Origin of the sequence: Erwinia persicina (genome assembly GCF_019844095.1) — a bacterium.
Lineage (GTDB): Bacteria > Pseudomonadota > Gammaproteobacteria > Enterobacterales > Enterobacteriaceae > Erwinia > Erwinia persicina.
Genome location: NZ_CP082141.1, coordinates 3,803,292 through 3,826,799 on the forward strand (window position 1 = coordinate 3,803,292; position 23,508 = coordinate 3,826,799).

Annotated in this window: 22 protein-coding genes; 2 read left to right on the plus strand and 20 right to left on the minus strand. The window is 55.8% G+C overall.

All coding sequences use genetic code 11. The features are described 5' to 3' along the window. Positions 1-59: 59 nt before the first annotated feature. The gene (gene secM / locus K6L24_RS17650; RefSeq protein WP_062747280.1) at positions 60-566 is read right to left on the minus strand and encodes a secA translation cis-regulator SecM; all 507 of its coding nucleotides are present in this window, start codon (positions 564-566) and stop codon (positions 60-62) included. A gap of 21 nt (positions 567-587) precedes the next feature. Here secM and K6L24_RS17655 point away from each other — a divergent pair, with 21 nt between their 5' ends. Continuing rightward, complete coding sequence (locus tag K6L24_RS17655) at positions 588-1,103, plus strand: DUF721 domain-containing protein (protein ID WP_062747282.1); 516 nt, start codon at positions 588-590, stop codon at positions 1,101-1,103. 8 nt (positions 1,104-1,111) lie between these two features. Here the strand turns inward: K6L24_RS17655 and lpxC are convergent, their stop codons facing one another. From lpxC to ilvI, 19 genes are all read right to left on the minus strand, one after another. After that, positions 1,112-2,029, minus strand: coding sequence for a UDP-3-O-acyl-N-acetylglucosamine deacetylase (lpxC, locus tag K6L24_RS17660; RefSeq protein WP_062747283.1), 918 nt, complete (start codon positions 2,027-2,029; stop codon positions 1,112-1,114). Between the two features lie 103 nt (positions 2,030-2,132). Then, positions 2,133-3,287 (minus strand): cell division protein FtsZ, encoded by a 1,155-nt coding sequence (gene ftsZ, locus K6L24_RS17665; protein ID WP_062747285.1) that lies wholly within the window; start codon positions 3,285-3,287, stop codon positions 2,133-2,135. 99 nt (positions 3,288-3,386) lie between these two features. Continuing rightward, a complete protein-coding gene (gene ftsA / locus K6L24_RS17670; protein WP_048914885.1) occupies positions 3,387-4,643 on the minus strand; it encodes a cell division protein FtsA in 1,257 nt (418 codons plus the stop codon). After that, positions 4,640-5,485 (minus strand): cell division protein FtsQ, encoded by an 846-nt coding sequence (gene ftsQ / locus K6L24_RS17675; protein WP_062747287.1) that lies wholly within the window; start codon positions 5,483-5,485, stop codon positions 4,640-4,642. Before ftsQ ends, ftsA begins: the two co-directional genes overlap by 4 nt. Position 5,486: 1 nt before the next feature. Then, the gene (locus K6L24_RS17680; protein WP_062747289.1) at positions 5,487-6,407 is read right to left on the minus strand and encodes a D-alanine--D-alanine ligase; all 921 of its coding nucleotides are present in this window, start codon (positions 6,405-6,407) and stop codon (positions 5,487-5,489) included. Next, positions 6,400-7,875: a UDP-N-acetylmuramate--L-alanine ligase gene (gene murC, locus K6L24_RS17685; RefSeq protein ID WP_118664632.1), complete on the minus strand. Its 1,476-nt coding sequence runs from the start codon at positions 7,873-7,875 to the stop codon at positions 6,400-6,402. The genes K6L24_RS17680 and murC overlap by 8 nt, the downstream gene beginning before the upstream one ends. Before the next feature lie 77 nt (positions 7,876-7,952). After that, entirely contained in the window at positions 7,953-9,017 is a 1,065-nt protein-coding gene (gene murG / locus K6L24_RS17690; RefSeq protein ID WP_222681689.1) for an undecaprenyldiphospho-muramoylpentapeptide beta-N-acetylglucosaminyltransferase, read from the minus strand. Positions 9,018-9,020: 3 nt separating this feature from the next. Then, the gene (gene ftsW / locus K6L24_RS17695) at positions 9,021-10,229 is read right to left on the minus strand and encodes a cell division protein FtsW (RefSeq protein WP_062747293.1); all 1,209 of its coding nucleotides are present in this window, start codon (positions 10,227-10,229) and stop codon (positions 9,021-9,023) included. Next, complete coding sequence (gene murD, locus K6L24_RS17700) at positions 10,229-11,545, minus strand: UDP-N-acetylmuramoyl-L-alanine--D-glutamate ligase (protein ID WP_062747295.1); 1,317 nt, start codon at positions 11,543-11,545, stop codon at positions 10,229-10,231. Before murD ends, ftsW begins: the two co-directional genes overlap by 1 nt. A gap of 2 nt (positions 11,546-11,547) precedes the next feature. Beyond that, a complete protein-coding gene (mraY, locus tag K6L24_RS17705) occupies positions 11,548-12,630 on the minus strand; it encodes a phospho-N-acetylmuramoyl-pentapeptide-transferase (RefSeq protein WP_062747297.1) in 1,083 nt (360 codons plus the stop codon). Continuing rightward, positions 12,624-13,985: a UDP-N-acetylmuramoyl-tripeptide--D-alanyl-D-alanine ligase gene (gene murF, locus K6L24_RS17710; protein ID WP_187509297.1), complete on the minus strand. Its 1,362-nt coding sequence runs from the start codon at positions 13,983-13,985 to the stop codon at positions 12,624-12,626. The genes mraY and murF overlap by 7 nt, the downstream gene beginning before the upstream one ends. Next, positions 13,982-15,469 (minus strand): UDP-N-acetylmuramoyl-L-alanyl-D-glutamate--2,6-diaminopimelate ligase, encoded by a 1,488-nt coding sequence (gene murE / locus K6L24_RS17715; RefSeq protein ID WP_137269056.1) that lies wholly within the window; start codon positions 15,467-15,469, stop codon positions 13,982-13,984. The genes murF and murE overlap by 4 nt, the downstream gene beginning before the upstream one ends. Further along, on the minus strand, positions 15,456-17,228 hold the full coding sequence (locus K6L24_RS17720; protein ID WP_118664636.1) for a peptidoglycan glycosyltransferase FtsI: 1,773 nt from the start codon (positions 17,226-17,228) through the stop codon (positions 15,456-15,458). The genes murE and K6L24_RS17720 overlap by 14 nt, the downstream gene beginning before the upstream one ends. A 15-nt stretch (positions 17,229-17,243) precedes the next feature. Continuing rightward, the gene (ftsL, locus tag K6L24_RS17725) at positions 17,244-17,564 is read right to left on the minus strand and encodes a cell division protein FtsL (protein ID WP_062747519.1); all 321 of its coding nucleotides are present in this window, start codon (positions 17,562-17,564) and stop codon (positions 17,244-17,246) included. Then, positions 17,561-18,502 carry a 16S rRNA (cytosine(1402)-N(4))-methyltransferase RsmH gene (gene rsmH / locus K6L24_RS17730; protein WP_062747517.1) on the minus strand — a complete coding sequence of 314 codons (942 nt, stop codon included), beginning with the start codon at positions 18,500-18,502 and terminating at the stop codon, positions 17,561-17,563. Before rsmH ends, ftsL begins: the two co-directional genes overlap by 4 nt. A 2-nt stretch (positions 18,503-18,504) precedes the next feature. After that, positions 18,505-18,963 carry a division/cell wall cluster transcriptional repressor MraZ gene (gene mraZ, locus K6L24_RS17735; RefSeq protein WP_062747515.1) on the minus strand — a complete coding sequence of 153 codons (459 nt, stop codon included), beginning with the start codon at positions 18,961-18,963 and terminating at the stop codon, positions 18,505-18,507. A 515-nt stretch (positions 18,964-19,478) separates the two neighbouring features. Next, positions 19,479-20,489 carry a catabolite repressor/activator gene (cra, locus tag K6L24_RS17740; RefSeq protein ID WP_062747513.1) on the minus strand — a complete coding sequence of 337 codons (1,011 nt, stop codon included), beginning with the start codon at positions 20,487-20,489 and terminating at the stop codon, positions 19,479-19,481. A 162-nt stretch (positions 20,490-20,651) separates the two neighbouring features. Next, entirely contained in the window at positions 20,652-21,143 is a 492-nt protein-coding gene (gene ilvN / locus K6L24_RS17745; protein ID WP_062747511.1) for an acetolactate synthase small subunit, read from the minus strand. 2 nt (positions 21,144-21,145) lie between these two features. Then, positions 21,146-22,870 carry an acetolactate synthase 3 large subunit gene (ilvI, locus tag K6L24_RS17750; RefSeq protein WP_118664637.1) on the minus strand — a complete coding sequence of 575 codons (1,725 nt, stop codon included), beginning with the start codon at positions 22,868-22,870 and terminating at the stop codon, positions 21,146-21,148. A 478-nt stretch (positions 22,871-23,348) separates the two neighbouring features. On the opposite strand from ilvI, the gene leuL reads away from it, so the two are divergent. Continuing rightward, positions 23,349-23,432, plus strand: coding sequence for a leu operon leader peptide (gene leuL / locus K6L24_RS22500; protein WP_118665871.1), 84 nt, complete (start codon positions 23,349-23,351; stop codon positions 23,430-23,432). Positions 23,433-23,508 lie beyond the last annotated feature (76 nt).

Below are 23,508 nucleotides of genomic sequence, written 5' to 3' on the forward strand. Positions count from 1 at the left end.
TCTCTGCCACCGCCTTGAACGATGGACGCTTAATGTTCGATTTTAAACAGACGCTATTGTTATGAATTAAGAGATGAGAACGGTCCGGCACGAATACCCTGAACCTGAGCCAGCCACAGGCCGGTTTGATGATGGGGAGCAGCTTCAACCTGACGTTGCGCCGTATAGCGAATAATGACCGGCGGTTTCGCCTCGTGAGTCAGCAGGGCATTCAGCGTGTCCAGTAAGGCCAGCTTGTGCGCCTGAAGCGGCTGTTCAGCAACAGCGGCAGGTGAAGCAGAGGGCGTCAGCGTGAAGGACAGGTGACGGATGACCGTACGGATGGCATGCTGGTGCCAGTAATCTACGCTAAATGATGGACGCCGGGCGGTATCAATAAGGGCCAGGCTGTCGAAGCGCGCGGCGGTGCCAATATCCAGGCTTCGTGAAGAGGTTTCTGCTAAGGTAGTGCGATCGTGCGCTGACGCATGAGGCAGGCCAAGGCTCGCCGCGACCATCCCCAACAGGAGATGCGGCCAGAAATAGCGTCTGCCAAATTGTCGCCAACGATTAAGAATACCGATCACTGTGTTCCGCCGGAGCTTGTTATGCGAGATAGTCGCCCACAATCACTTGAAAGTTTTTTCGATATGGCTCAGGAGCAGAGCGTACTGCAAAACGTGCAGCAGCGTGCTATTGCCCTGAATAAACTGAATCGTGCAGTACAGGGCATTATTCCTGCTCAACTGCATCCCTGGTGCCGTGTGGCAAACTTCCGTCAGGGGATTCTGGTCATCGAAACGGCTAATGCCAGCTGGTTGATGCGCTTACGCTATGAACAATCCAGCCTGCTGTCAGCTTTACGTGCGCAAATATTACCATCATTGACGTCAATCGACATCAGGATAAATCCTTCGCTGGCTGCAAAAGGGCAGGAATCTGTGCAAGAAAACAGCACTCGAGCAAAAGACGCAGAGAAACCGCCGTTAAGACAGATCAGTGAGCAAAGTGCAGAGATTTTGCGGAGTGTCGCGAGCCAGAGCCCGGAAAAACTGAAGAAGATATTAGAACGACTGGCCTCACTGGCCGGAGAGAGTACCAGCTCAACCAGTCGTAATAAGTAGATCCAGGCTTACGCCAGAACCAGATTGGGTGCCTTGAATTTCACCGGGAGTGCAGCTTCGTCTTCAAACGTTGCCCATTCCCAGGCTTCCTGCTTCGCAAGAACAGCCTGCAACAGCTTATTGTTCAATGCATGACCCGATTTGAATGCGGTAAACGCACCAATAATGTTGTGGCCACACATATACAGGTCACCGATAGCATCCAGCATTTTGTGACGAACGAATTCATCTTCAAAGCGCAGACCATCTTCGTTCAGCACGCGGTAGTCGTCCACCACGATTGCACAATCGAAGCTGCCACCCAGGCACAGGCCACGGGACTGCAACGCTTCGATGTCGCGCATAAAGCCAAACGTACGGGCACGACTGATCTGTCGAGCAAAGGCTTCGGCAGAGAAGTCCATGCTATAACGCTGAGAGCTTGAGTCGATTGCCGGATGGTTAAAATCAATGGTGAAGTCCAAAGTAAAACCATTATGCGGCGAAAGCTCTGCCCATTTGTCACCATCTTCAACCCGGACAGGCTGTTTGATACGCACAAATTTCTTGGCGCTGTTCAGCTCTTCAATGCCGGCATCCATCAGCAGATAGATAAAGGGTGCGGCGCTGCCATCCATAATCGGAATTTCAGGCGCGTTCACTTCCACCACAATATTATCGATGCCAAGACCCGCAAGGGCAGCATTCAGGTGTTCAACTGTCGAAATACGTACGTCATGCTCATTAACCAGGCAAGTACAGAGCATGGTATCACGCACGGATTTGGCATCAGCCGGGAAATCAACCGGTGGATTCAAGTCAGTGCGACGATAGATGACCCCGGTATTAGCCGGCGCAGGGCGTAACGTCAGCGTGACTTTTTTGCCGGTGTGTAAACCGACGCCAGTCGTCTGAACAATACGTTTTAAAGTCCGTTGTTTGATCATCGCATTATCTCGCAAAAATTAGCCATCCGACCATCAGTTTACTCCACTGAAGGGCGAACAGTTTAACACAAAGAGCGCAGAATCCCAATTTCTCGGGTTATTCTTAGTCTGCCTGCTTACGCAGGAAGGCTGGAATATCCAGATAGTCAGGCTCTTTGTTCGTTTGTGCACCCGGATCATTCACCACTTTCGCAGCAGGTTTTTGCTCCTGCGGCAGCGGTGCCATACCGTGCTGCTGATAACGATTATCCATCAACGGCTGTGTTGTTTGCTTACTGGTCACCAGGGTGATCTCAGGACGCTTATCCATACCGATACCGGTTGCCACGACGGTGACGCGCAGTTCGTCATTCATTTCCGGATCCAGCGACGTACCGATAACCACGGTGGCGTTATCCGAAGCGAAAGCACGGATAGTGTTACCCACGGTTTCAAACTCATCCAGACGCAGATCGAAGCCAGCAGTGATGTTAACCAGTACGCCACGCGCGCCAGACAGGTCAATATCTTCCAGCAGCGGGCTTGAGATGGCCATTTCAGCCGCTTCTTCGGCACGGTCTTCGCCACAAGCCACACCGGAGCCCATCATCGCATAACCCATTTCGGACATTACGGTGCGCACGTCAGCAAAGTCGACGTTCATCAGGCCCGGACGGGTGATCAGTTCAGCGATACCCTGTACTGCACCTTTCAACACATCGTTCGCTGCACCGAAGGCGTCCAGCAGTGAAATACCGCGACCCAGCACTTTCAGCAGCTTGTCATTTGGGATGGTGATCAGTGAATCAACGTGCTTAGACAGCTCGGCGATACCCTGCTCGGCAAATGCCATGCGCTTCTTGCCTTCAAAGTTGAAAGGCTTTGTCACCACGGCAACGGTCAGGATACCCAGTTCTTTGGCCACTTCAGCCACGACGGGTGCTGCACCCGTTCCGGTTCCACCGCCCATACCTGCGGCGATAAATACCATGTCTGCACCTTCCAGTGCCTGACGCAGGGCTTCACGATCTTCTTCAGCAGAGTTTCGGCCCACTTCCGGGTTCGCACCCGCGCCGAGGCCTTTAGTAATGCCATTACCGATCTGAATGGTCTGGCCCACTGCTGTTTTACGCAGTGCCTGAGCGTCAGTGTTTACCGCGAAGAACTCAACGCCTTCGATACGCTCACGCACCATGTGCTCAACGGCATTGCCACCGCCGCCACCGACGCCGATGACTTTAATCACCGCGTCATTGGTTAATTCCATAGGTTCAAACATAATTTCTCTCCGTTATGTGCCTGTTCGCCTGGAGATCACTAATAACGATACCCGCAACATAAACTTGCTCAGGTATAGCATGATCCCCTTTGGTAAAAATTAAAACTCTTTTCTCAGCCAGCTGTTGATTTTCTTGAACCAATTACCCACTGAGGCTCTTTTTTCTACTTCTGCCTCACCGTTAAGGTGAGATTCTTTTCCGTAGTGCAATAAACCTACCGCTGTGGAGTAGTAAGGTTCCTGCGCGTAATCCGTTAATCCAGTAATATTCAGCGGCTGTCCGATACGTACCTGCGTGTGAAATACACGCTGGGCGCAAGCCGCCAATCCTTCAATTTGTGCCGCGCCGCCGGTCAGTACGATACCCGCCGCGAGATGATGTTTAACGCCCTGCTGGCGAAGCTGTTCCTGCAACTGCAGAATTTCGTCATTCACCAGATTAAGCAGTTCGGTATAACGGGGCTCAATGACTTCAGCCAGCGTCTGACGTTGCAGGCTGCGAGGCGGACGACCGCCTACACTCGGTACTTCAACGTTTTCGTCTTTACCGACAATCGATCCCAGCGCACAGCCATGACGCACTTTAATCGCTTCAGCATCTGTCGGCGGTGTGCCGAAAGCATAGGCGATATCGCTAGTAACCACGTTGCCCGCATACGGAATCACTTTGGTATGGCGCAGCGCGCCGCCGGTGTAGACAGCGATATCCATCGTGCCGCCCCCGACGTCAACCACACACACGCCCAGCTCACGTTCATCTTCAGTCAGTACCGCAAAGCTGGATGCCAGCCCGGCGAAAATAAGCTGATCCACTTTCAGGCCACAACGCTCAACCGCTTTAACGATGTTTTTCGCCATATCGTTGTGACAGGTAATCAGGTGTACTTTCGCCTGCATACGTACACCGGATAAACCGACCGGATTTTTGATCCCTTCCTGATAGTCGATCGCATATTCTTGCGGAATAACATGGAGGATGCGGTGTTCATCACGAACACGGACGGATTTAGCGGTATGTACCACGTTCTCCACATCTTCCTGTGTCACTTCTTCTTCGGAAATAGGAACCATCCCTATTTCGTTCTGACAGCTGATATGTTTGCCCGATAATGCAAGGTAAACCGAGGAAATCTGACAGTCAGCCATCAGTTCGGCCTGATCGATAGCGCGCTGTACGCATTTCACTACCGATTCCAGGTCGTTAACACCGCCTTTATCCATCCCGCGGGACGGACAGCTGCCCACCCCGATAATATTAACCATGCCATCAGGCAGAACTTCCCCTACCAGGGCGGCGACCTTCGCGGTGCCTATCTCGAGTCCAACTACCAGTTTTCTGTCCGTCGACTTGATCATTGTTGTTTAGCCTGTGCCTGAGTCTGTTGCTGTTGCTGATTACTGTCAGCGGCCGCTATGGGGGCCGGTGCCCATCCTACCCCTGCGCCAGAGTCGTAGCGCAGATCGACGTAGGTGATGACCTTGTTGTCCGTCTGTGCCTGCTGTTGCAGGGTGGGGTATAATTCGATGAAGCGCTGCAGCCGCTTCATATCTTCGTTACGCCCCAGTTCAAGCCGGATGTCATTATCTAACACCAGTTGCCACGAACGCCGTGCGGTCATGGACGCCGCTTTCAGTTTCAATTTGCTGGCCGCCAGTACGTTACTCATCTGGTGAAAGCCGGTTAACACTTCGGACTCGCTGCCCTCCGGGCCATACAGCATCGGCATCACTTCTTTGCCGAGGTGACTGGCCGGGACGCTGAACGATTTCCCTTCAGCATCAACCATGTGCACATCATTCCAGCGTGCAACCGGGACATACTCCACCAGATGGATCTTTAATTCGTCTGGCCACTGCTTGCGTACACTTACCTGCTGGATCCACGGCAGGCGCTCAATCTGCTGCTGAATAATGTCGACGTCCTGCGACATAAAGGTACCGGGTTCGCCGAGCGATAAAATCGCCTGACGGATGTCATCGTTAGTGGTGTAGTGCGTCTGTCCCGTCACCACCAGCTTTGACAGCGGCAGACGGGAAGCATCGTTCATCCATTTCAGCACCACTAACCCTCCGGCCAGCATCACGCCGATCACCATCAGCAGGAAAACAATGCCTGCCAGACGCGAGCCGTTACTTCGACCGGTACGCGCTTTTTCCTGCGCTTCACGGTTACGGACATTCAAAGCAGCCTGAGACATATCAGTCGGCCAGTTCCAGAATGCGTGCCACCAGCTGAGAGAAGTTCATCCCTGCCTGCCTGGCCGCCATTGGCACCAGACTGTGGCTGGTCATCCCCGGAGACGTATTGACCTCCAGCAGATAAAAGCGCCCGTCCTCTCCCATCATCACATCCACACGACCCCAGCCGCTGCAACCCAGCGCACGCCATGCGGCGATCACCAGTTCGCTTAATTCTGCTTCCTGTCCGGCACTCAATCCTGATGGACAGAAGTACTGGGTATCATCAGAAATATATTTGGCTTCATAGTCATAAAACTCACTGGCGGTCTGAATGCGAATAGACGGCAGAATATCGTCGCCAATCACGCCAACGGTATACTCTGGCCCGCTAAGAAACGCTTCCACCAGCACTTCATCGTCGTGGCGAAACGCTTCGTCCAGCGCCGCCGGGAACTGATAAGCCTCATTCACCCGTGAGATGCCCACGCTGGAGCCTTCACGACTCGGCTTAACGAACAGCGGCAGGCCCAGCGCATCAATACTGGCCAGCACGTCAGGCGTCAGACCGTCATCCATCTGCTGGCGCGTCAGCGCCACAAAAGGTGACACCGGTAAGCCACAGCCCTGCCACAGATATTTGCTGCGCAGTTTGTCCATGGTGATCGCCGAAGCCATCACGCCGCTGCCGGTGTAAGGGATCGCCAGATAGTCCAGAACGCCCTGCAGCGTGCCATCTTCACCGCCACGGCCGTGAAGGGCGATAAAGGCTTTCGCAAAGCCCTCTTCTTTCAAACGCATCACCGGGAAATCACGCGTGTCGACCGGATGTGCATCAATGCCCGCTTCCTGCAGGCCTTTCAGTACCGCAGCACCCGACAACAGTGATACGTCACGTTCTGCGGAGGTTCCACCCAGCAATACCGCTACTTTCTCAGCCATGATGTTCCTCTTTATTCGTCTGCAGTTGTAACTTTTGGTCCGCCAGAGTACGGGCTATACGGCCGACGTTGCCCGCCCCCTGCACCAGAATCAGGTCGTTGCCAGAAAGTTTTGGCAACAGCATTTCCAGAACCGCATCATGGTCAGAGACCAGGATAGGGTCAACCTTGCCCCGGCCACGAATGGTCCGGCACAGAGAGCGGCTGTCTGCGCCCGGGATCGGTGACTCACCGGCGGCATACACGTCCAGCATCAGCAACACATCGACCTGTGACAGCACGTTAGCGAAATCGTCGTACAGATCGCGGGTGCGGGTGTAGCGATGCGGCTGGAAAATCATCACCAGATTTTTTTCCGGCCAGCCTGCCCGGGCAGCTTTAATGGTGACGTCAACTTCCGTCGGATGGTGGCCGTAATCATCCACCAGCATCGCAGTACCACCCTGACCATTCACCTCAGCCAGCGGGTACTCACCCAGGAAGTCGAAACGACGCCCGGTGCCCTGGAAACTCAAAAGCGCACTGAGAATATCTTCATCATCAATATTCTCTTCGGTCGCCACCGCCACCGCTGCCGCTGCATTCAGCGCATTATGACGGCCGGGTGCATTGAGCGTGACGTGCATTAGCGGTTTATCATGACGCACCAAAGTAAAGTGACCCTGTGCGCCACGCTGCTCATAGTTCTCTACGCGCACATCGGCATCTTCACTGAACCCGTACGTGGTGATCTGACGACCTACGCGCGGGATAAGATCGCGGATCACCGCATCATCCACACAAAGCACAGCGCGACCGTAAAACGGCAAATTGTGCAGGAAATTGATAAATGTCTGCTTCAGATTTTCGAAGTCGCCCTGGTAGGTATCCATATGATCGGCTTCGATATTCGTCACAATGGCAACCATGGGTTGCAGATGCAGGAACGACGCATCGCTCTCATCGGCTTCTGCAATCAGGTAGCGACTGCTGCCCAGGCGTGCATGGGTCCCCGCCGCCTTGACCAGACCGCCATTCACAAACGTCGGATCCAGACCGCCTTCAGCATAAATGCTCGATACCATCGCCGTGGTCGTCGTTTTACCGTGTGTACCGGCAACGGCAATGCCGTGACGGAAACGCATCAGTTCAGCCAGCATCTCTGCGCGGCGGATCACCGGAATACGTGCTTCACGCGCAGCAACCACTTCCGGGTTATCCTGGGAGACCGCGGTGGAAACCACCACCACACTGGCATTACTCACGTTTTCCGGGCGATGGTTAAAGTAAATGGTCGCCCCCAGCTGCGCGAGATGCTGTGTCACCGCGTTCGGTGCCAGATCAGAACCGCTGATTTCATACCCTTCATTCGCTAACACTTCGGCAATACCGCCCATGCCGGCACCACCGATGCCAACAAAGTGAATGTGCCGGACGCGACGCATCTCGGGCACGATAGAACGCAGTTTTGCCAGTTGCTGTGTATTCATCTCTTACCTGTGTTGCTGTGGTTCAGGCATCCCTGAACCCGACAGTTCTGGATCAGGCTCACCTGATCCCTGGAAAATCATTTTGCCGCTTTACTGACTTCGGCCGCGACACGCTCTGTTGCATCTGGGATCGCCACCGCGCGGGCTTTTTCTGCCATCTGCAATAGCGTTGTACGGTCCCAGCGGGTCAGCATCGCAGCGACACCTTCCGCGGTGAACTGCGGCTGCTCAAAAATTTTGGCCGCCCCGGCCTGTTCCAGTGGCAGGGCATTCCAGTACTGCTGGCGGTCTTTGTGCTGGAATGGCACGAAGATCGCGGGGAGTCCTGCTGCCGCCACCTCACTGACCGTCAGCGCACCGGAGCGGCAAACCACGACATCTGCCCAGGCATAGGCGCTGGCCATGTCATCGATAAATTCCGACACCCGATGCTGCGTCTGGTTCACACGGGCATAGTGCTGATTAACCGCTTCCAGCGCGCCCTTACCCACCTGGTGCCACAGGCTGACGCCCTCGCCCAGTAACTCTGCCACCTGCGGCATCGTCTGGTTCAGCACGCGAGCCCCCTGGCTGCCACCAATCACCAGAACCCGCGTGGGGCCGTCTCTTCCCGCTAACCGCACTGCCGGTAACGGCAGGGCCAGTACATCGGTACGTACCGGGTTACCCACGACGTCGGCGTTGGGAAATGCACCAGGAAACGCCTGCATCACTTTAGTGGCGATCTTCGCCAGCCATTTGTTCGTTAAGCCAGCAATACCGTTCTGTTCATGCAGCACCACCGGGATCCCGCAACTCCAGGCGGCCAGGCCGCCCGGGCCGGAAACATAGCCGCCCATTCCCAGTACGACGTCCGGCTTCCAGGCTTTCATAATGGCCCGTGCCTGGCGCCAGGCATTGAAAATACGCAGCGGTGAGGCCACCAGCGCTTTCATCCCTTTGCCACGCAGCCCGCTGATCTGGATAAAATCAATGTCGATGCCGTGTTTCGGGACTAAATCCGCTTCCATCCGGTCAGCGGTCCCCAGCCAACGAACCTGCCAGCCCTGCGCCATCAGATGGTGTGCGACCGCCAGGCCTGGGAAGACATGTCCCCCCGTTCCGCCGGCCATCACCATCAGTCGCTTACCCGTCATCGACATCAACTACCCTCTGCTAAACGCCTGCGCTTTCGCCAGACGCGTTTCATAATCTATACGTAACAAAAATACGATGGCGGTCGACATGATAATCAGGCTCGACCCCCCGTAACTGATCAGCGGCAGTGTCAGACCTTTGGTCGGTAACATGCCCGCTGCGGCGCCGACGTTCACCAGCGCCTGAAAGCTAAACCAGACACCGATTGAGCAGGCGAGAAAGCCCGAAAAGCGCTGATCGAGCTCTAATGCACGACGTCCGATGGACATCGCGCGAAAAGCGACGAAGAATACCATTAACAGCGCTAAAACCACACCGATATAACCCAGTTCTTCACCGATAATCGAGAAGATAAAATCGGTGTGTGCTTCCGGTAAATATTCCAGTTTTTGCACGGAATTTCCCAATCCCTGCCCCCAGAACTCGCCTCGGCCAAAGGCCATTAACGATTGGGTTAACTGGTAACCGCTGCCGAACGGATCTTCCCACGGATTCCAGAAAGAAGTGACACGTCGCATACGATAAGGTTCAGCGACAATCAGCAAACAGACGGCAAAAATACCGGAGCCGATAATCGCCAGAAACTGCCACAGCTTGGCCCCGGCAAGAAACAGCATGGCCAGCGTGGTGACAAACAGCACCACCACCGTACCCAGATCGGGCTGGGCTAGCAGTAATACCGCCAGAACCACCATCACCCCCATCGGCTTACAGAAGCCCCAGAAGTTATTACGCACTTCCTCGACCTTGCGCACCAGATAGCTGGCGAGATAGCAAAACAGCGACAGCTTGGATAACTCTGCTGGCTGAATACGCAGCGGCCCGAGGGCGATCCAGCGTGATGCCCCGTTAACCGAGCTGCCCACCACCAGCACGATAAGCAGCATCACTATCGTTCCCATCAGCATGATGTTGCTGTAGCGCTGCCAGAAATCCATAGGCACACGCAGGGTCACCAGCGCCATCCCCACCGCCAGCAGGATGTAAAACGCATCACGCTTGGCAAAATAGAACGGGTCATCATTCAGACGCTGCCCCACCGGCATCGAGGCCGAGGTCACCATCACAAACCCGAGAATGGCCAGACCGAAGGTCAGCCACAGCAGAGTGCGGTCATAGAGGACGATCGAGCTCGTATCACTCTCTCGCGACCCCATCACCCAGGATTTCAGCCGCTCGGACAGGCCGCCGGCAAGGCTCAGACCAGGGAAACGCATCAGTCAGCCTCCCGCGCCAGTTGAGCAAACAGATCGCCACGCTGCTCAAAGTTTTTGAACTGATCGAGGCTGGCGCAGGCAGGCGACAGCAGCACCAGGTCACCAGGCTGAACCTGGGCAGCTATCTGCTGCACGGCTTCTGCCATGGTTTCGGTCTGAACAGCAATCTCCGGACGTAATGCTGCCAGCGCCTCGCGGTCGCGGCCAAAACAGTAGGTACGGATACGCTCGCCCTGCAGATAGCGAGCCAGGGAGCTGAAATCAGCCGACTTACCGTCCCCGCCCAGCAACAGCCAGAGCGTACCCTTTACCTGTAAGCCATTAAGCGCGGCTTCCGTGCTGCCAACGTTGGTGGCTTTCGAATCATTAATCCAGCGCACGCCGTTATGCTCGTGAACCAGCTGGAAACGATGCGGCAAACCGCCAAATGTTGTCAGCGCTTTCAGGCTGCTTGCACGCGGCAGGCCAACGGCATCGGCCAGTGCCAGCGCCGCCAGCGCATTGGTATAGTTGTGCTGGCCAACGAGATTCATCTCAGCGGTGTTCAGGACTTTCTCACCCTTGACCCGCAGCCAGGTACTGCCCTGCTGGTGGTTAAGGTGATAGTCACCCACATCGGCCCCAAAGCTGACGCAGCGTTTATCGGCACCGCGCACCGGCATGGTCATCGCATCATCGGCGTTCACCACGCAGACCACCGCGTTTTCATACACGCGCAACTTGGCTGCCCGGTACTGCTGCATCCCCAGCGGATAGCGATCCATATGATCTTCGGTGACATTCAGGATGGTTGCCGCTGCGGCCTGCAGGCTGTGCGTGGTTTCCAGCTGAAAGCTGGAGAGTTCGAGTACGTAAAGCTGCGCGGGATTATCCAGCAACATCAACGCCGGCAGGCCAATATTGCCTCCCACGCCCACCTGCCAGCCGGCGGCCTTAGCCATTTCGCCCACCAGCGTGGTAACGGTGCTTTTACCATTGGAACCGGTGATGGCGACGATGGGTGCCTGGGCTTCACGGCAGAACAGTTCGATATCGCCCACGATCTCCACGCCCGCATCTGCCGCTGCCATCAGCGAAGGATGTGCCAGCGCCATGCCGGGGCTGGCAACAATCAGGTCGGCGTTCTGCAGCCAGTCGTCATTTAACGATCCCAGCCAGCGCTCAACATTTTCCGGCAGCTTCTCCAGCCCCGGCGGCACGACACGGGTATCCATCACGCGCGGCGTCACGCCACGGGTGACAAAGAAATCAACACAAGAGAGGCCGGTCAGCCCCAACCCGATAATGACCACTTTTTTACCCTGATAGTCAGCCATAGTTAACGCACCTTCAGTGTTGCCAGGCCAATCAGCACCAGCATCAGTGAAATAATCCAGAAGCGCACAATGACGCGCGGTTCTGGCCAGCCTTTAAGCTCATAGTGGTGGTGGATGGGCGCCATGCGGAAAATACGCTGGCCCCGCAATTTGAACGAACCTACCTGCAGGATCACCGACAGGGTTTCGACCACGAATACCCCACCCATGATCACCAGCAGAAACTCCTGACGCAGCAGCACGGCAATGGTACCCAGTGCGCCACCCAGCGCCAGTGAGCCGACATCGCCCATAAAGACCTGCGCCGGGTAGGTGTTAAACCACAGGAATCCCAGACCGGCCCCGACGATAGCCGTACAGACAATCACCAGCTCACCGGCATGGCGCAGATAGGGGATATGCAGATACTCAGCAAACTTAACGTTACCTGTCGCCCAGGCGACCAGGGCAAAGCCTGCAGCAACAAACACGGTCGGCATAATCGCCAGCCCGTCCAGGCCATCGGTCAGGTTAACGGCATTACTGGTGCCCACAATCACAAAGTACGCCAGCAGCAGATAAAGCAGACCCAGCTGCGGCATCACATCTTTAAAGAACGGTACCACCAGCTCGGTTGCCGGCGTGTCTTTGCCAATCATGTACATTGCAAAGGCTGCCGCCAGGGCAATCACGGACTGCCAGAAGTATTTCCAGCGGGCAATCAGTCCTTTGGTATCTTTACGCACCACTTTGCGGTAATCATCCACAAAGCCGACGGCACCATAGCCCAGCAGCACGAACAGCACGCACCAGACATAAGGATTAGAAGGATAGGCCCACAGCAGCACCGAAATAGTGATGGAGGTGAGGATCATAATCCCCCCCATCGTCGGCGTGCCGCGCTTGCTGAAATGCGATTCCGGGCCGTCGTTACGCACGACCTGGCCAAAGGACATTTCCTGCAGGCGGGCGATCATACGCGGCCCCATCCACAGGGAGATAAACAGCGCGGTCAGCAGGCTGACAATGGCGCGAAACGTCAGATACGAAAAGACGTTAAAGCCGGAATAAAATGCGACCAGATGTTCGGCCAGCCAGACTAACATGCGCCTTTCTCCTGTAAGGTGTGCACTACCTGCTCCATCGCGGCACTGCGCGAACCTTTAACCAAAACGGTAATCTGTGGATGTTCTGACAGCAATGCCAGCGCGCGGGCGCTGAGTGCCGCCTTGTCGTGGAAATGCTCACCGACGCCGCTGGCATCAGAGATGCTCTGGCTGAGTGAGCCCACGCTTAATACCTTGTCAACGCCAGCGGCGTGGATAGCCGCGCCCACCTGACGGTGGCACTCGACAGCTTCATCGCCTAACTCGCCCATATCACCGACGATCATCACGCGGTAACCCGGCATTTCGGCCAGCACCTGCGCGGCCGCCGTCATCGAGCCGACGTTGGCGTTGTAACTGTCGTCCAGCAGTAACTTCTCTGCGCCGAGCGCGACCGGGAACAGACGCCCCGGTACGGCTTTAAGCTGGCTCAAGCCTTCCTGTATCGCACTTAATGGTGCACCGACGGACAGTGCCAGCGCGCTGGCGGCAAGGGCATTAGCGATGTTATGCCGCCCCGGTAGCGGCAGCGTGATGGCCACATTCCCCTGTGGTGAATGCAGCATAAAATGCGTCCCCTGGGGGGAGAATGTGACGTCTGAGGCGTAAAAATCACTGTCTGACTGCTGCTCTGGTGAAAAGCGCCAGACGGTTTTCCCGTGCAGCACAGGCTGCCAGTGCGGCCAGTCATTGCTGTCGCTGTTAATAATGGCGGTACCGTGCAGCGGCAGACCGTTAAAAATTTCCCCTTTGGCTTTCGCCACGCCAGCCAGCGAGCCAAAGCCTTCCAGATGGGCCGCCGCGAGGTTATTCACCAGCGCCGTTTCTGGTCGGGTCAGTTCGGTGGTGTAAGCGATTTCGCCCTGATGATTAGCCCCGAGTTCGATCACCGCATACCGGTGCTCTTTCGTCAGGCGCAACAGCGTTAAAGGCACACCGATATCGTTATTGAGGTTACCGGCGGTATACAAGGTCTCGCCACATTGACGCAGGATAGCGGCGGTCATCTCTTTGACTGAGGTCTTGCCCGAAGAACCAGTCAGGGCGACCACGCGTGCGCCAGACTGCTGACGCACCCAGCCTGCCAGTTGTCCCAGTGCAATACGGGTGTCGGCCACCACCACCTGCGGCACGGCCACGGGTAAGTGCTTACTTACTAACAGCGCAAGCGAGCCGGCCGTCAGCGCATCAGCCACAAAGTCATGCGCATCGAAACGCTCACCTTTCAGGGCAATAAACAGGCAGCCGGCGGTGACTTTGCGGGTGTCGGTGGTCACAGCGTCTATCGCTCGATCACCGCCGTACAGCGTACCGCCGGTGATGTCTGCCAGCTGGCTAAGGGTGAATGTGATCATGCCAGCACCCCCAACAGACGTGCGACGGTGACCCGGTCGGAGTAGTCGAAGCGCTGATTGCCGATGATCTGGTAATCTTCATGGCCTTTGCCTGCTACCAGCACGATGTCGCCTTCCTGTGCCTGCATAACGGCGTTAGTGACCGCTTGCGCACGTCCCATCACTACGCGGGCACGGCCTGCATCAAGAAATCCGCTGAGGATATCGGCCACAATCGCGGCCGGATCTTCACTTCGCGGGTTGTCGTCGGTGATCACCACAACGTCAGCAAACTGTTCAGCAATCGCCCCCATCAGCGGGCGTTTACCTTTGTCACGGTCTCCGCCGCAGCCAAACACACACCACAGCTGACCTTTACAGTGCAGGCGTGCGGCCGCCAGCGCTTTTTCCAGCGCATCCGGCGTATGTGCATAATCGACCACCACGGTGGGCTTACCCGGGGCAGTAAAGACCTCCATGCGTCCGGTGACCGGCAGCAGCTGGCTGGCCGTAGCCGTTACGGCAGCCAGCGGATAGTCCAGAGAAAGCAGGGTTGCCAGCGCGACCAGCAGGTTACTGACGTTGAAGGCCCCCATCAGACGACTGTCGATCTCACCTGGCCCCCAGCTGGAGTCAAAGCGAACCGAAGCCCCCCCATCGTGATACTGCACTTCAGTGGCTTTCAGCCAGCGCCCGTGGCAGGCGGGGTTAATGTTGTTTTCCATGCTGACGGCCACGGCGTCTGGCAGATTTTCCAGCCAGCGGCGTCCCACTTCGTCATCAGCATTAATAATGGCCTGACCCACCTGATGCTCTGAGAACAGCAGCCATTTCGCGGCTTCATAACGCGCCATATCACCGTGGTAATCAAGGTGATCGCGGCTGAGGTTGGTAAAGGCAGCCGCGGCAAATGGCAGGGCTGCCACACGGTGCTGTACCAGACCGTGAGAGGAGACTTCCATGGCTGTCAGCGTCGCGCCCTTGCTGACCAGCGAGGCCAGCAGGTGCTGTACATCGACCGCAGAACCGGTGGTATTTTCTGCGGGAGCCAGATGGCCGTACACGCCGTTACCGACCGTGCCCATGACTGCACCGGTTTCACCCAGCAACTGGGCCCACTGCGCCAGCAGTTGGGTGATGGTGGTTTTTCCGTTGGTTCCGGTCACGCCAATCAGCTTAAGTTTTTCGCCCGGCTGCTGATAAAAACGTCCGGCCAGCGCAGATAAGCGCTGAGAAAGCTGGGCAAGGTAAATCACCGGTACACCGTGCATCTGCACAATCTGCCCGTCTTCCGCCTCACCTTCCGCTTCGGCAATCACTGCCGCCACGCCCTGAGCAATCGCCTGGGGAATAAAACGGCGCCCGTCGGCCGCATGGCCTTTAATGGCCACAAACAGGTCGCCCGACGCCGCAAGGCGGCTGTCCAGGGTCATGTCACGCAGCGGAAGCTCCGGTGCGCCAGGCACCCACGGTGCCAACAGGTCGCGCAGATTACGATCGGTCACTCGGTCCCTCATTCTTGTTAGTTACCATCTCGTTCTTGTCACTGACGGGAGTCGGTAACGCATCCGGTTCAACGTTCATGGTGCGCAGTACGCCGCCCATGATGGCGCCAAATACCGGCGCGGAAACCGCACCACCATAATATTTGCCTGCCTGAGGATCGTTAATGACCACCACCAGTGCAAAACGAGGGTTGCTTGCCGGTGCGACGCCCGCCGTGTAAGCAATGTATTTATTGACGTATTTACCATCCGGTCCGACTTTCTTGGCCGTACCCGTTTTAATAGCAATGCGGTATCCCTTGATCGCGGCTTTCACGCCACCGCCGCCCGGGAGCGCTACGCTTTCCATCATGTGCAGAACGGTGCGCACCTGCGCCTCAGGGAAAATGCGCTGACCCGCCACTGGCGGGTCAACTTTGGTAATCGACAGCGGACGGTAAATGCCGTAGCTGCCCATCGTTGCGTAGACTCGCGCTAGCTGTAACGGCGTTACCATTAGCCCGTAGCCGAAAGAGAAGGTGGCCCTCTCTATGTCAGACCACCGTTGTTTTTGAGGATATAAGCCACTGCTTTCTCCGACCAACCCCAAATTGGTCGCTTTGCCTAACCCAAAACGAGAGTAAGTATCTACTAACGCGCTGGACGGCATCGCTAACGCCAGTCTGGAAACACCGACGTTTGACGACTTCTGAAGCACCCCGGTCAGGGTCAATTCGCTGTAGCGGGCCACATCTTTAATTTCATGGCCGTTAATCCGGTAAGGCACGGTGTTCAGTACGCTGCCTTCGCGCACCACGCCACGCTGCAGGGCAGCCATCACCACCATCGGTTTGACGGTAGATCCTGGTTCAAAAATATCGGTGATTGCGCGGTTACGCATTACGTCTTTCGTGGTACCCGCCAGGTTATTCGGGTTATAGGCCGGGCTGTTCGCCATCGCCAGCACCTCACCGGTGTTCACATCCACCAGCACCGCCGTGCCCGATTCCGCCTTGTTGAAAGCAACGGCATTATTCAGCTCGCGGTAGACCTGCGCCTGCAGACGCTCGTCGATGCTCAACGCCAGGTTGTGTGCCGCCTGGCTGTCTACCGAGGAGATATCCTCAATCACCCGTCCAAAGCGGTCTTTACGCACCGTCCGTTCGCCCGGCTGGCCGGTCAGCCATTTATCGAAGCTTTTTTCTACACCTTCGATACCCTGGCCGTCGATATTGGTGAAACCAATCAGATGTGATGTGACCTGCCCGGCAGGATAGTAGCGACGTGATTCTTCCCGCAGAAAAATACCCGGCAGTTTAAGTTTTTTGATGTAATCGCCAATGGCAGGATTCACCTGCCGGGCCAAATAAACGAAGCGGCCTTTCGGATTGGCATTTACGCGTGCTGCCAGCTGGTCGAGGGGAATAGAGAGCGCGTCGGAAAGGGCCTTCCAGCGGCTGTCGAGGGTGATCCCCCCTTTATCGTGCAGCTCTTTGGGATCGGCCCAGATCGCATTCACTGGCACGCTGACGGCCAGAGGACGGCCTGCACGATCGCTAATCATCCCACGCGAAGTGGGGATCGCCTGAACGCGCAGTGAACGCATATCGCCCTCACGCACCAGCCGATCGGGGTTGATCACCTGCAGATAGGCCACCCGCATCAGCAGCCCGACCAGCGCCAGAAAGATACAGCCGCACAGCAACGCAAAACGCCAGCTAACAAAGCTGGCCTGATCTTCCTGGCGTTTCGACTTCTGCGTCTTACTTGCGGCTCTCATTGAGTCCGTGTGTCCTTATCGCTGTACCACAATATTTTCCTGCGAAGGATCAACATGCTGCATCTGTAGTTTCTCCGTTGCTATCCGTTCCACCCGGCTATGATCGCCCAGTGCATTTTCTTCCAGAATCAGGTTGCGCCACTCAATATCCAGCGCGTCACGCTCCAGCACCAACTGCTCGCGCTGCGCAGTGAGCAAACGTGTTTTGTGCGCGGTGGTCACAACCAGCACCGCTGAAACCAGCGAGGCAATCAGCAGGATCAATGGGATCTTGCCGTGCCGCAGTATATCGCCACCGATCACACCTGGCAGGCTGTGACGCTCATTACCGATCATGCTTCGGTGCGCTCCGCAATACGCAGCACAGAGCTACGGGCGCGCGGGTTGTCCGCCACTTCACTCTCACCGGGCATCATTTTGCCCAGCGCTTTCAGGCGGCGACCACCCAGACTGTTAAGTTGCGCTTCGGTCATGGGTATACCATGGGGGATCTGCGGCCCACGGCTCTGTTCGCGCATAAAGCGTTTTACGATGCGGTCTTCCAGCGAGTGGAAACTGATCACCGAAAGACGCCCGCCGGCTGACAACGCGCTCAGTGAGCCCTTCAGCGCCTTTTCAATCTCGTCCAGCTCACTGTTCACCCAGATACGGATGGCCTGGAAACTGCGTGTCGCCGGGTGTTTAAATTTATCTTTCACCGGCGTGGCGACATAAATAACGTCGGCCAGTTCTTTCGTCCGCGTCATCGGCTGTTCACGGTTGCGCTCCACGATGGCGCGGGCGATACGTTTAGCAAACCGCTCCTCACCGAAGGTCTTCAGCACAAAAACAATGTCAGCCTCTTCCGCTTTCAGCAGCCACTCTGCCGCCGACTGACCGCGCGTGGGATCCATGCGCATATCCAGCGGTCCGTCGCGCATGAAGGAGAAGCCGCGCTCGGCGTCATCCAGCTGCGGAGAAGAGACGCCCAGATCCAGCAGGATCCCGTCAATCTTGCCACTCAGCCCACGCTCTTCTACGTATTCTGCCAGCGCAGAAAAGGGGCCATGGATAATGGTGAAGCGGGGATCGTCAATCTCAGCGGCTGCGGCAATCGCCTGCGGATCGCGGTCGATGGCGTACAAACGGCCCTTCTCGCCCAGTTGGGAAAGGATCAGGCGTGAGTGTCCACCGCGCCCAAAGGTGCCATCAATATAGATGCCGTCAGGGTGAATATTGAGGCCGTTTACCGCCTCGTCCAACAGCACTGTGGTGTGTTTAAAATTATCCTGCATAGCTATAACGACAAATCCTGCAACCGGTCAGATAGAGGTTCCTGAGAGGTGTGCTCTGCGTCAATATCTTCCTTGACTTGTTGATACCAGGTCTGTTCATCCCACAGCTCAAACTTGTTGAACTGCCCAACCAGCATCACTTCTTTGGTGAGGTTCGCATGCTGACGAAGCGTGTTCGCCAGCAGTAAGCGACCTGCATTATCCATCTGGCATTCACTGGCGTGCCCCAGCAGCAGGCGTTGTACACGGCGCTCTGCGGGGTTCATGCTGGATAAACGAGACAGCTTTTGTTCAATGATTTCCCATTCGGGTAAGGTGTAAAGCAGCAGGCATGTCTGGTGGAGGTCAATGGTACAAACCATTTGCCCTTGTGATTCCCCGATCAGCGTTTCGCGGTAGCGCGTTGGCACGGCAAGCCGGCCCTTGCTGTCGAGATTGACTAACGTTGCTCCACGGAACATGCCAGCCTCACCCCCCAGATCCCCAAAATCACCACTTAACTCCACAAATTCCCACCAAAAGAGTGTACGGAGCAGAGGAAATCATTGTCAAGCCGCATACATAGCCGATTGGCATTATTTCTTCGGGGGAGAAAACACGGGGAAGTTAAAAAAAACTATCTGGAGATAAATCTTAGAAATAAACTGATGAATAACGTCAGGAAATTCTTGCGCCCCTCTCAATCGCTCAAAAAAATACCACTTTATCTCCGCACAAAATAAGCTACCCGCTTTGCGACGTGGGCGGCATTTTAGGTTATTTCTTAAAACATTCCCAGCACAACCCTTTTGAGGCCCGGTCTGGCGCAAGGTTGGGCGTTTCAGAGTGTTTATAAACTTCAGTTTTTATAATCAGATGCTGACATTACGCGGCGGTTTTTACTTTTATTTACCTGAGGTAACACCAGAGTAACGCTTAAATTATGCCCTTAAGGTATAAAAGATATGAAAAAGGCAGCTTTCGCTGCCCTGGTAACTTAGTTAGTTTTACGATTTAATCGCCCGCGCCGATATAGATTTCGGCGGATGCGCGTCAGACCCGGTTTCGGTTTGCGCGGTTCGTCAAGGCTGGCGAGTACCAGTTCCAGCACCCGTTCTGCAACGTCGCGGTGCCTCTGGCCCACCGCCAGAACCGGACACTCTAGGAAATCGAGCAGCTCATGATCGCCAAAAGTGGCAATGGCCAGATCCTGCGGAAGCCGGCCCTCACGGCGGAGCGTTACGTCCATCACCCCCTGCAGCAGTCCGAATGAGGTGGTAAACAGCGCTTCTGGCATGTCATGGGTTTCGAGGTACTTTTCAAAAAGCGTGGCGGCGGCACTACGTTCAAAACTATTAGCATAAATAAAGTCTATTGGACGATCGTCCCCTTTCCAGGCATCACGGAAGCCCAGCTCACGCAGGAAACTCACGGACAGCTCCGGCAGTGCGCCCAGGAACAGCACGGATTTGGCAGGAAGCTTACGCAGTTCGGCCGCCAGCGCCTCAGCATCATCCTGGTCTGCCCCCACCACGCTGGTGAAATGTTCCCGATCCAGTGCGCGATCCAGCGCAATTATCGGTAACGGATCGTTGATCCAGCGCTGATAGAAAGGATGCTCCGGCGGCAATGAGGTCGAGACGATAATCGCATCAACCTGTCGTTGCAGCAGATGCTCCACGCAGCGCATTTCATTGTCCGGCTGGTCTTCCGAGCAGGCAATCAGCAGTTGATAACCGCGCTGGCGTGCCTGGCGTTCCAGATAGTTTGCAATCCTTGTGTAGCTGGTATTCTCCAGATCGGGAATAACCAGTCCTATCGAACGCGTACGCCCGGCGCGTAACCCTGCCGCGACCGCGTTCGGATGGTAATTATGCTCACGCACCACCGCCATGACTTTCTCGACGGTTTTATCGCTGACACGATACTGCTTGGCCTTGCCGTTAATGACATAGCTGGCCGTCGTGCGCGAAACACCCGCGAGGCGCGCAATTTCATCCAGTTTCACAATAACCCCACACTTCGCTATGGATTAGTATTTGTAACATCTAACCGCAGAATACCTACGCGAGCAACCGCTTTTCATCGGCGGCGGGGGCTTTATGACAAAAATAAAAAAACCCGGCATTACGCCGGGTTAACTGACAATCTTTATTATCACGCCGTGGCATCAGCGCATGATGCGTTCGCCGCGGGCAACGCCGACGATCCCGGATCGGGCGACCTCAACAATTTCCGCCACTTCGCGCACGGCACTGAGGAACGCATCCAGCTTATCGCTGGTGCCGGCCAGCTGAACCGTATAAAGCGACGGTGTGACATCCACAATCTGCCCGCGGAAGATCTCAGCGCAGCGCTTCACCTCTTCACGGCCGTAGCCGCTGGCCTGAATCTTCACCAGCATGATTTCGCGCTCAACAAATGCGCCCTGGCCCAGTTCGCTGACGCGCAGAACATCCACCAGCTTGTGCAGCTGCTTTTCGATCTGCTCAATCACCTTCTCGTCGCCCACTGTCTGAATGGTCATCCGCGACAGCGTAGGATCGTCCGTCGGGGCCACGGTGAGGCTCTCAATGTTATAGCCACGCTGGGAGAACAGGCCTACCACGCGGGACAATGCGCCGGATTCGTTTTCCAGCAGAACCGATAATACACGACGCATAATTAAGTCCTCTCCGTTTTGCTCAACCACATCTCGTCCATACCGCCACCGCGAATATGCATCGGGTAAACGTGCTCCGTGCCGTCAACGTTAACGTCGACAAAGACCAGGCGCTCTTTCGCCAGGTGCGCCAGTGCTTCCGTCAGCTTCGCTTCCAGCTCATCCGGGCGGCTTATCGAAATACCCACATGACCATAGGCTTCCGCCAGGCGCACAAAATCAGGCAGTGACTCCATATAGGACTGGGAGTGACGGCCGGAATAGATCATGTCCTGCCACTGCTTCACCATGCCCAGGAAACGGTTGTTCAGATTGAGCACCAGCACCGGAATGCCGTACTGCAACGCAGTGGACAGCTCCTGAATATTCATCTGAATACTGCCATCGCCCGTGACACACACCACGGTTTCCTGCGGTAAGGCCAGTTTAACGCCCAGCGCGGCCGGCAAACCGAAGCCCATCGTGCCCAGACCACCGGAGTTGATCCAGCGGCGGGGCTTATCAAACTGATAATAGAGTGCAGCAAACATCTGGTGCTGACCCACGTCAGAGGTCACATAGGCATCGCCATGGGTCAGACGACAGATGGTTTCAATCACCGCCTGAGGTTTGATCTTATCGCTGGTGCGATCGAATTCGAGGCACTGGCGTGAACGCCACTGATCGATATTCTGCCACCAGTCGCGCACGCTGTCGTAATCCTGCTTCACATCGCTCTGCGCCAGCAGTTCCAGCATCTGCTGCAATACCTGCTTCGCATCGCCGACGATCGGCACATCGGCTGAAACGGTTTTAGAGATCGACGTCGGGTCAATATCGATATGCAGTATGGTGGCGTTCGGGCAATATTTTGCCAGGTTGTTGGTGGTGCGGTCATCGAAGCGTACGCCAACGGCAAAGATGACGTCAGAATGGTGCATCGTCATATTGGCTTCATAGGTACCGTGCATCCCCAGCATGCCCACGCACTGACGATGGGTTCCCGGGAATGCGCCCAGGCCCATCAGTGAGGTGGTGACCGGAATATTCAGCGTTTCAGCCAGCTGGCGCAGCTCCTCATGGCAGGCAGCGTTAATCACCCCGCCCCCGGCGTAGATCACCGGCTTTTTCCCAGCCAGTAGCGTTTGCAATGCGCGTTTAATCTGCCCTTTATGGCCCTGTGTCGTCGGATTGTATGAGCGCATACTGACTTCATCTGGCCAGACGTACGGCAGTTTATTCGCCGGACTCATCATATCTTTTGGCAGGTCTACGACCACCGGCCCGGGACGTCCGCTGGCGGCCAGCCAGAAGGCTTTTTTCATAATGGTGGGGATATCTTCAACCCGCTTCACCATAAAGCTGTGCTTCACGACCGGGCGGGAAATCCCCACCATGTCACACTCCTGGAAAGCGTCATAACCGATCAGGGAAGACATCACCTGGCCGGACAGCACCACCATCGGAATAGAGTCCATATAGGCGGTAGCAATGCCGGTAATCGCATTGGTCGCACCGGGTCCGGACGTGACCAGCACGACGCCGACATCACCGGTTGCACGGGCATAGCCATCTGCCATATGAACCGCGCCCTGTTCGTGACGAACCAGGATATGATCCACGCCGCCAACCGTTTGCAGAGCGTCATAGATATCAAGGACCGCTCCGCCGGGATAGCCGAATACATGTTTTACGCCCTGATCGATTAACGATCGGACTACCATCTCGGCTCCTGACAACATCTCCATTTTTGCCTCCAGGCTTTAAGGTGCTGATTTATCGGCCATCACGCGGACAGTAAAGGACTGCGGGCGGCAGATAAGGTCAAAACCTGTTTTTATTATGCTCAGACAGTGGAAGTCATTTCCAACATCCAGGTACAGGGCGAAGCCCCAGTTTTTCGAGGTTATGGCAAATACCATAACCGTAGAAAAGTTGGCAGGCAAACGGCAAACCCTACGACACGTGCGGAAAGGGATAATTAAGGCTCTGCCGCCCTCCCCCTGCCATCGACGTTTACACTGTAATTCTGCGCTTCGTAAAGCGGAATATACTGTGGTGATGAAATATACATTGTGATCGTTTTGTTATTAAAACCCTGCGGCCTTTAAAGCCCGGCGGCACAAATAATGCCCACACTCCGGGGAGCGTTATTGAAGGTTGACAGCTCCGGTCTTAATCAGGTATCAATAAAGTCACTTGCAGAATTTAATGAGGTTTGAGTCCATGATTCGTTCCAACCGCCTACTCGGTCTACTACTAAACGCATCCCCTTTGCGCGGTAGACTTGTGGGCGGAATCAATCACTGATTCAGGCCTGTAAAACCTAAGAAACCCGCGCCGATGCGCGGGTTTTTTTATGCTCGCAGCACCCGGCGACGTAAAC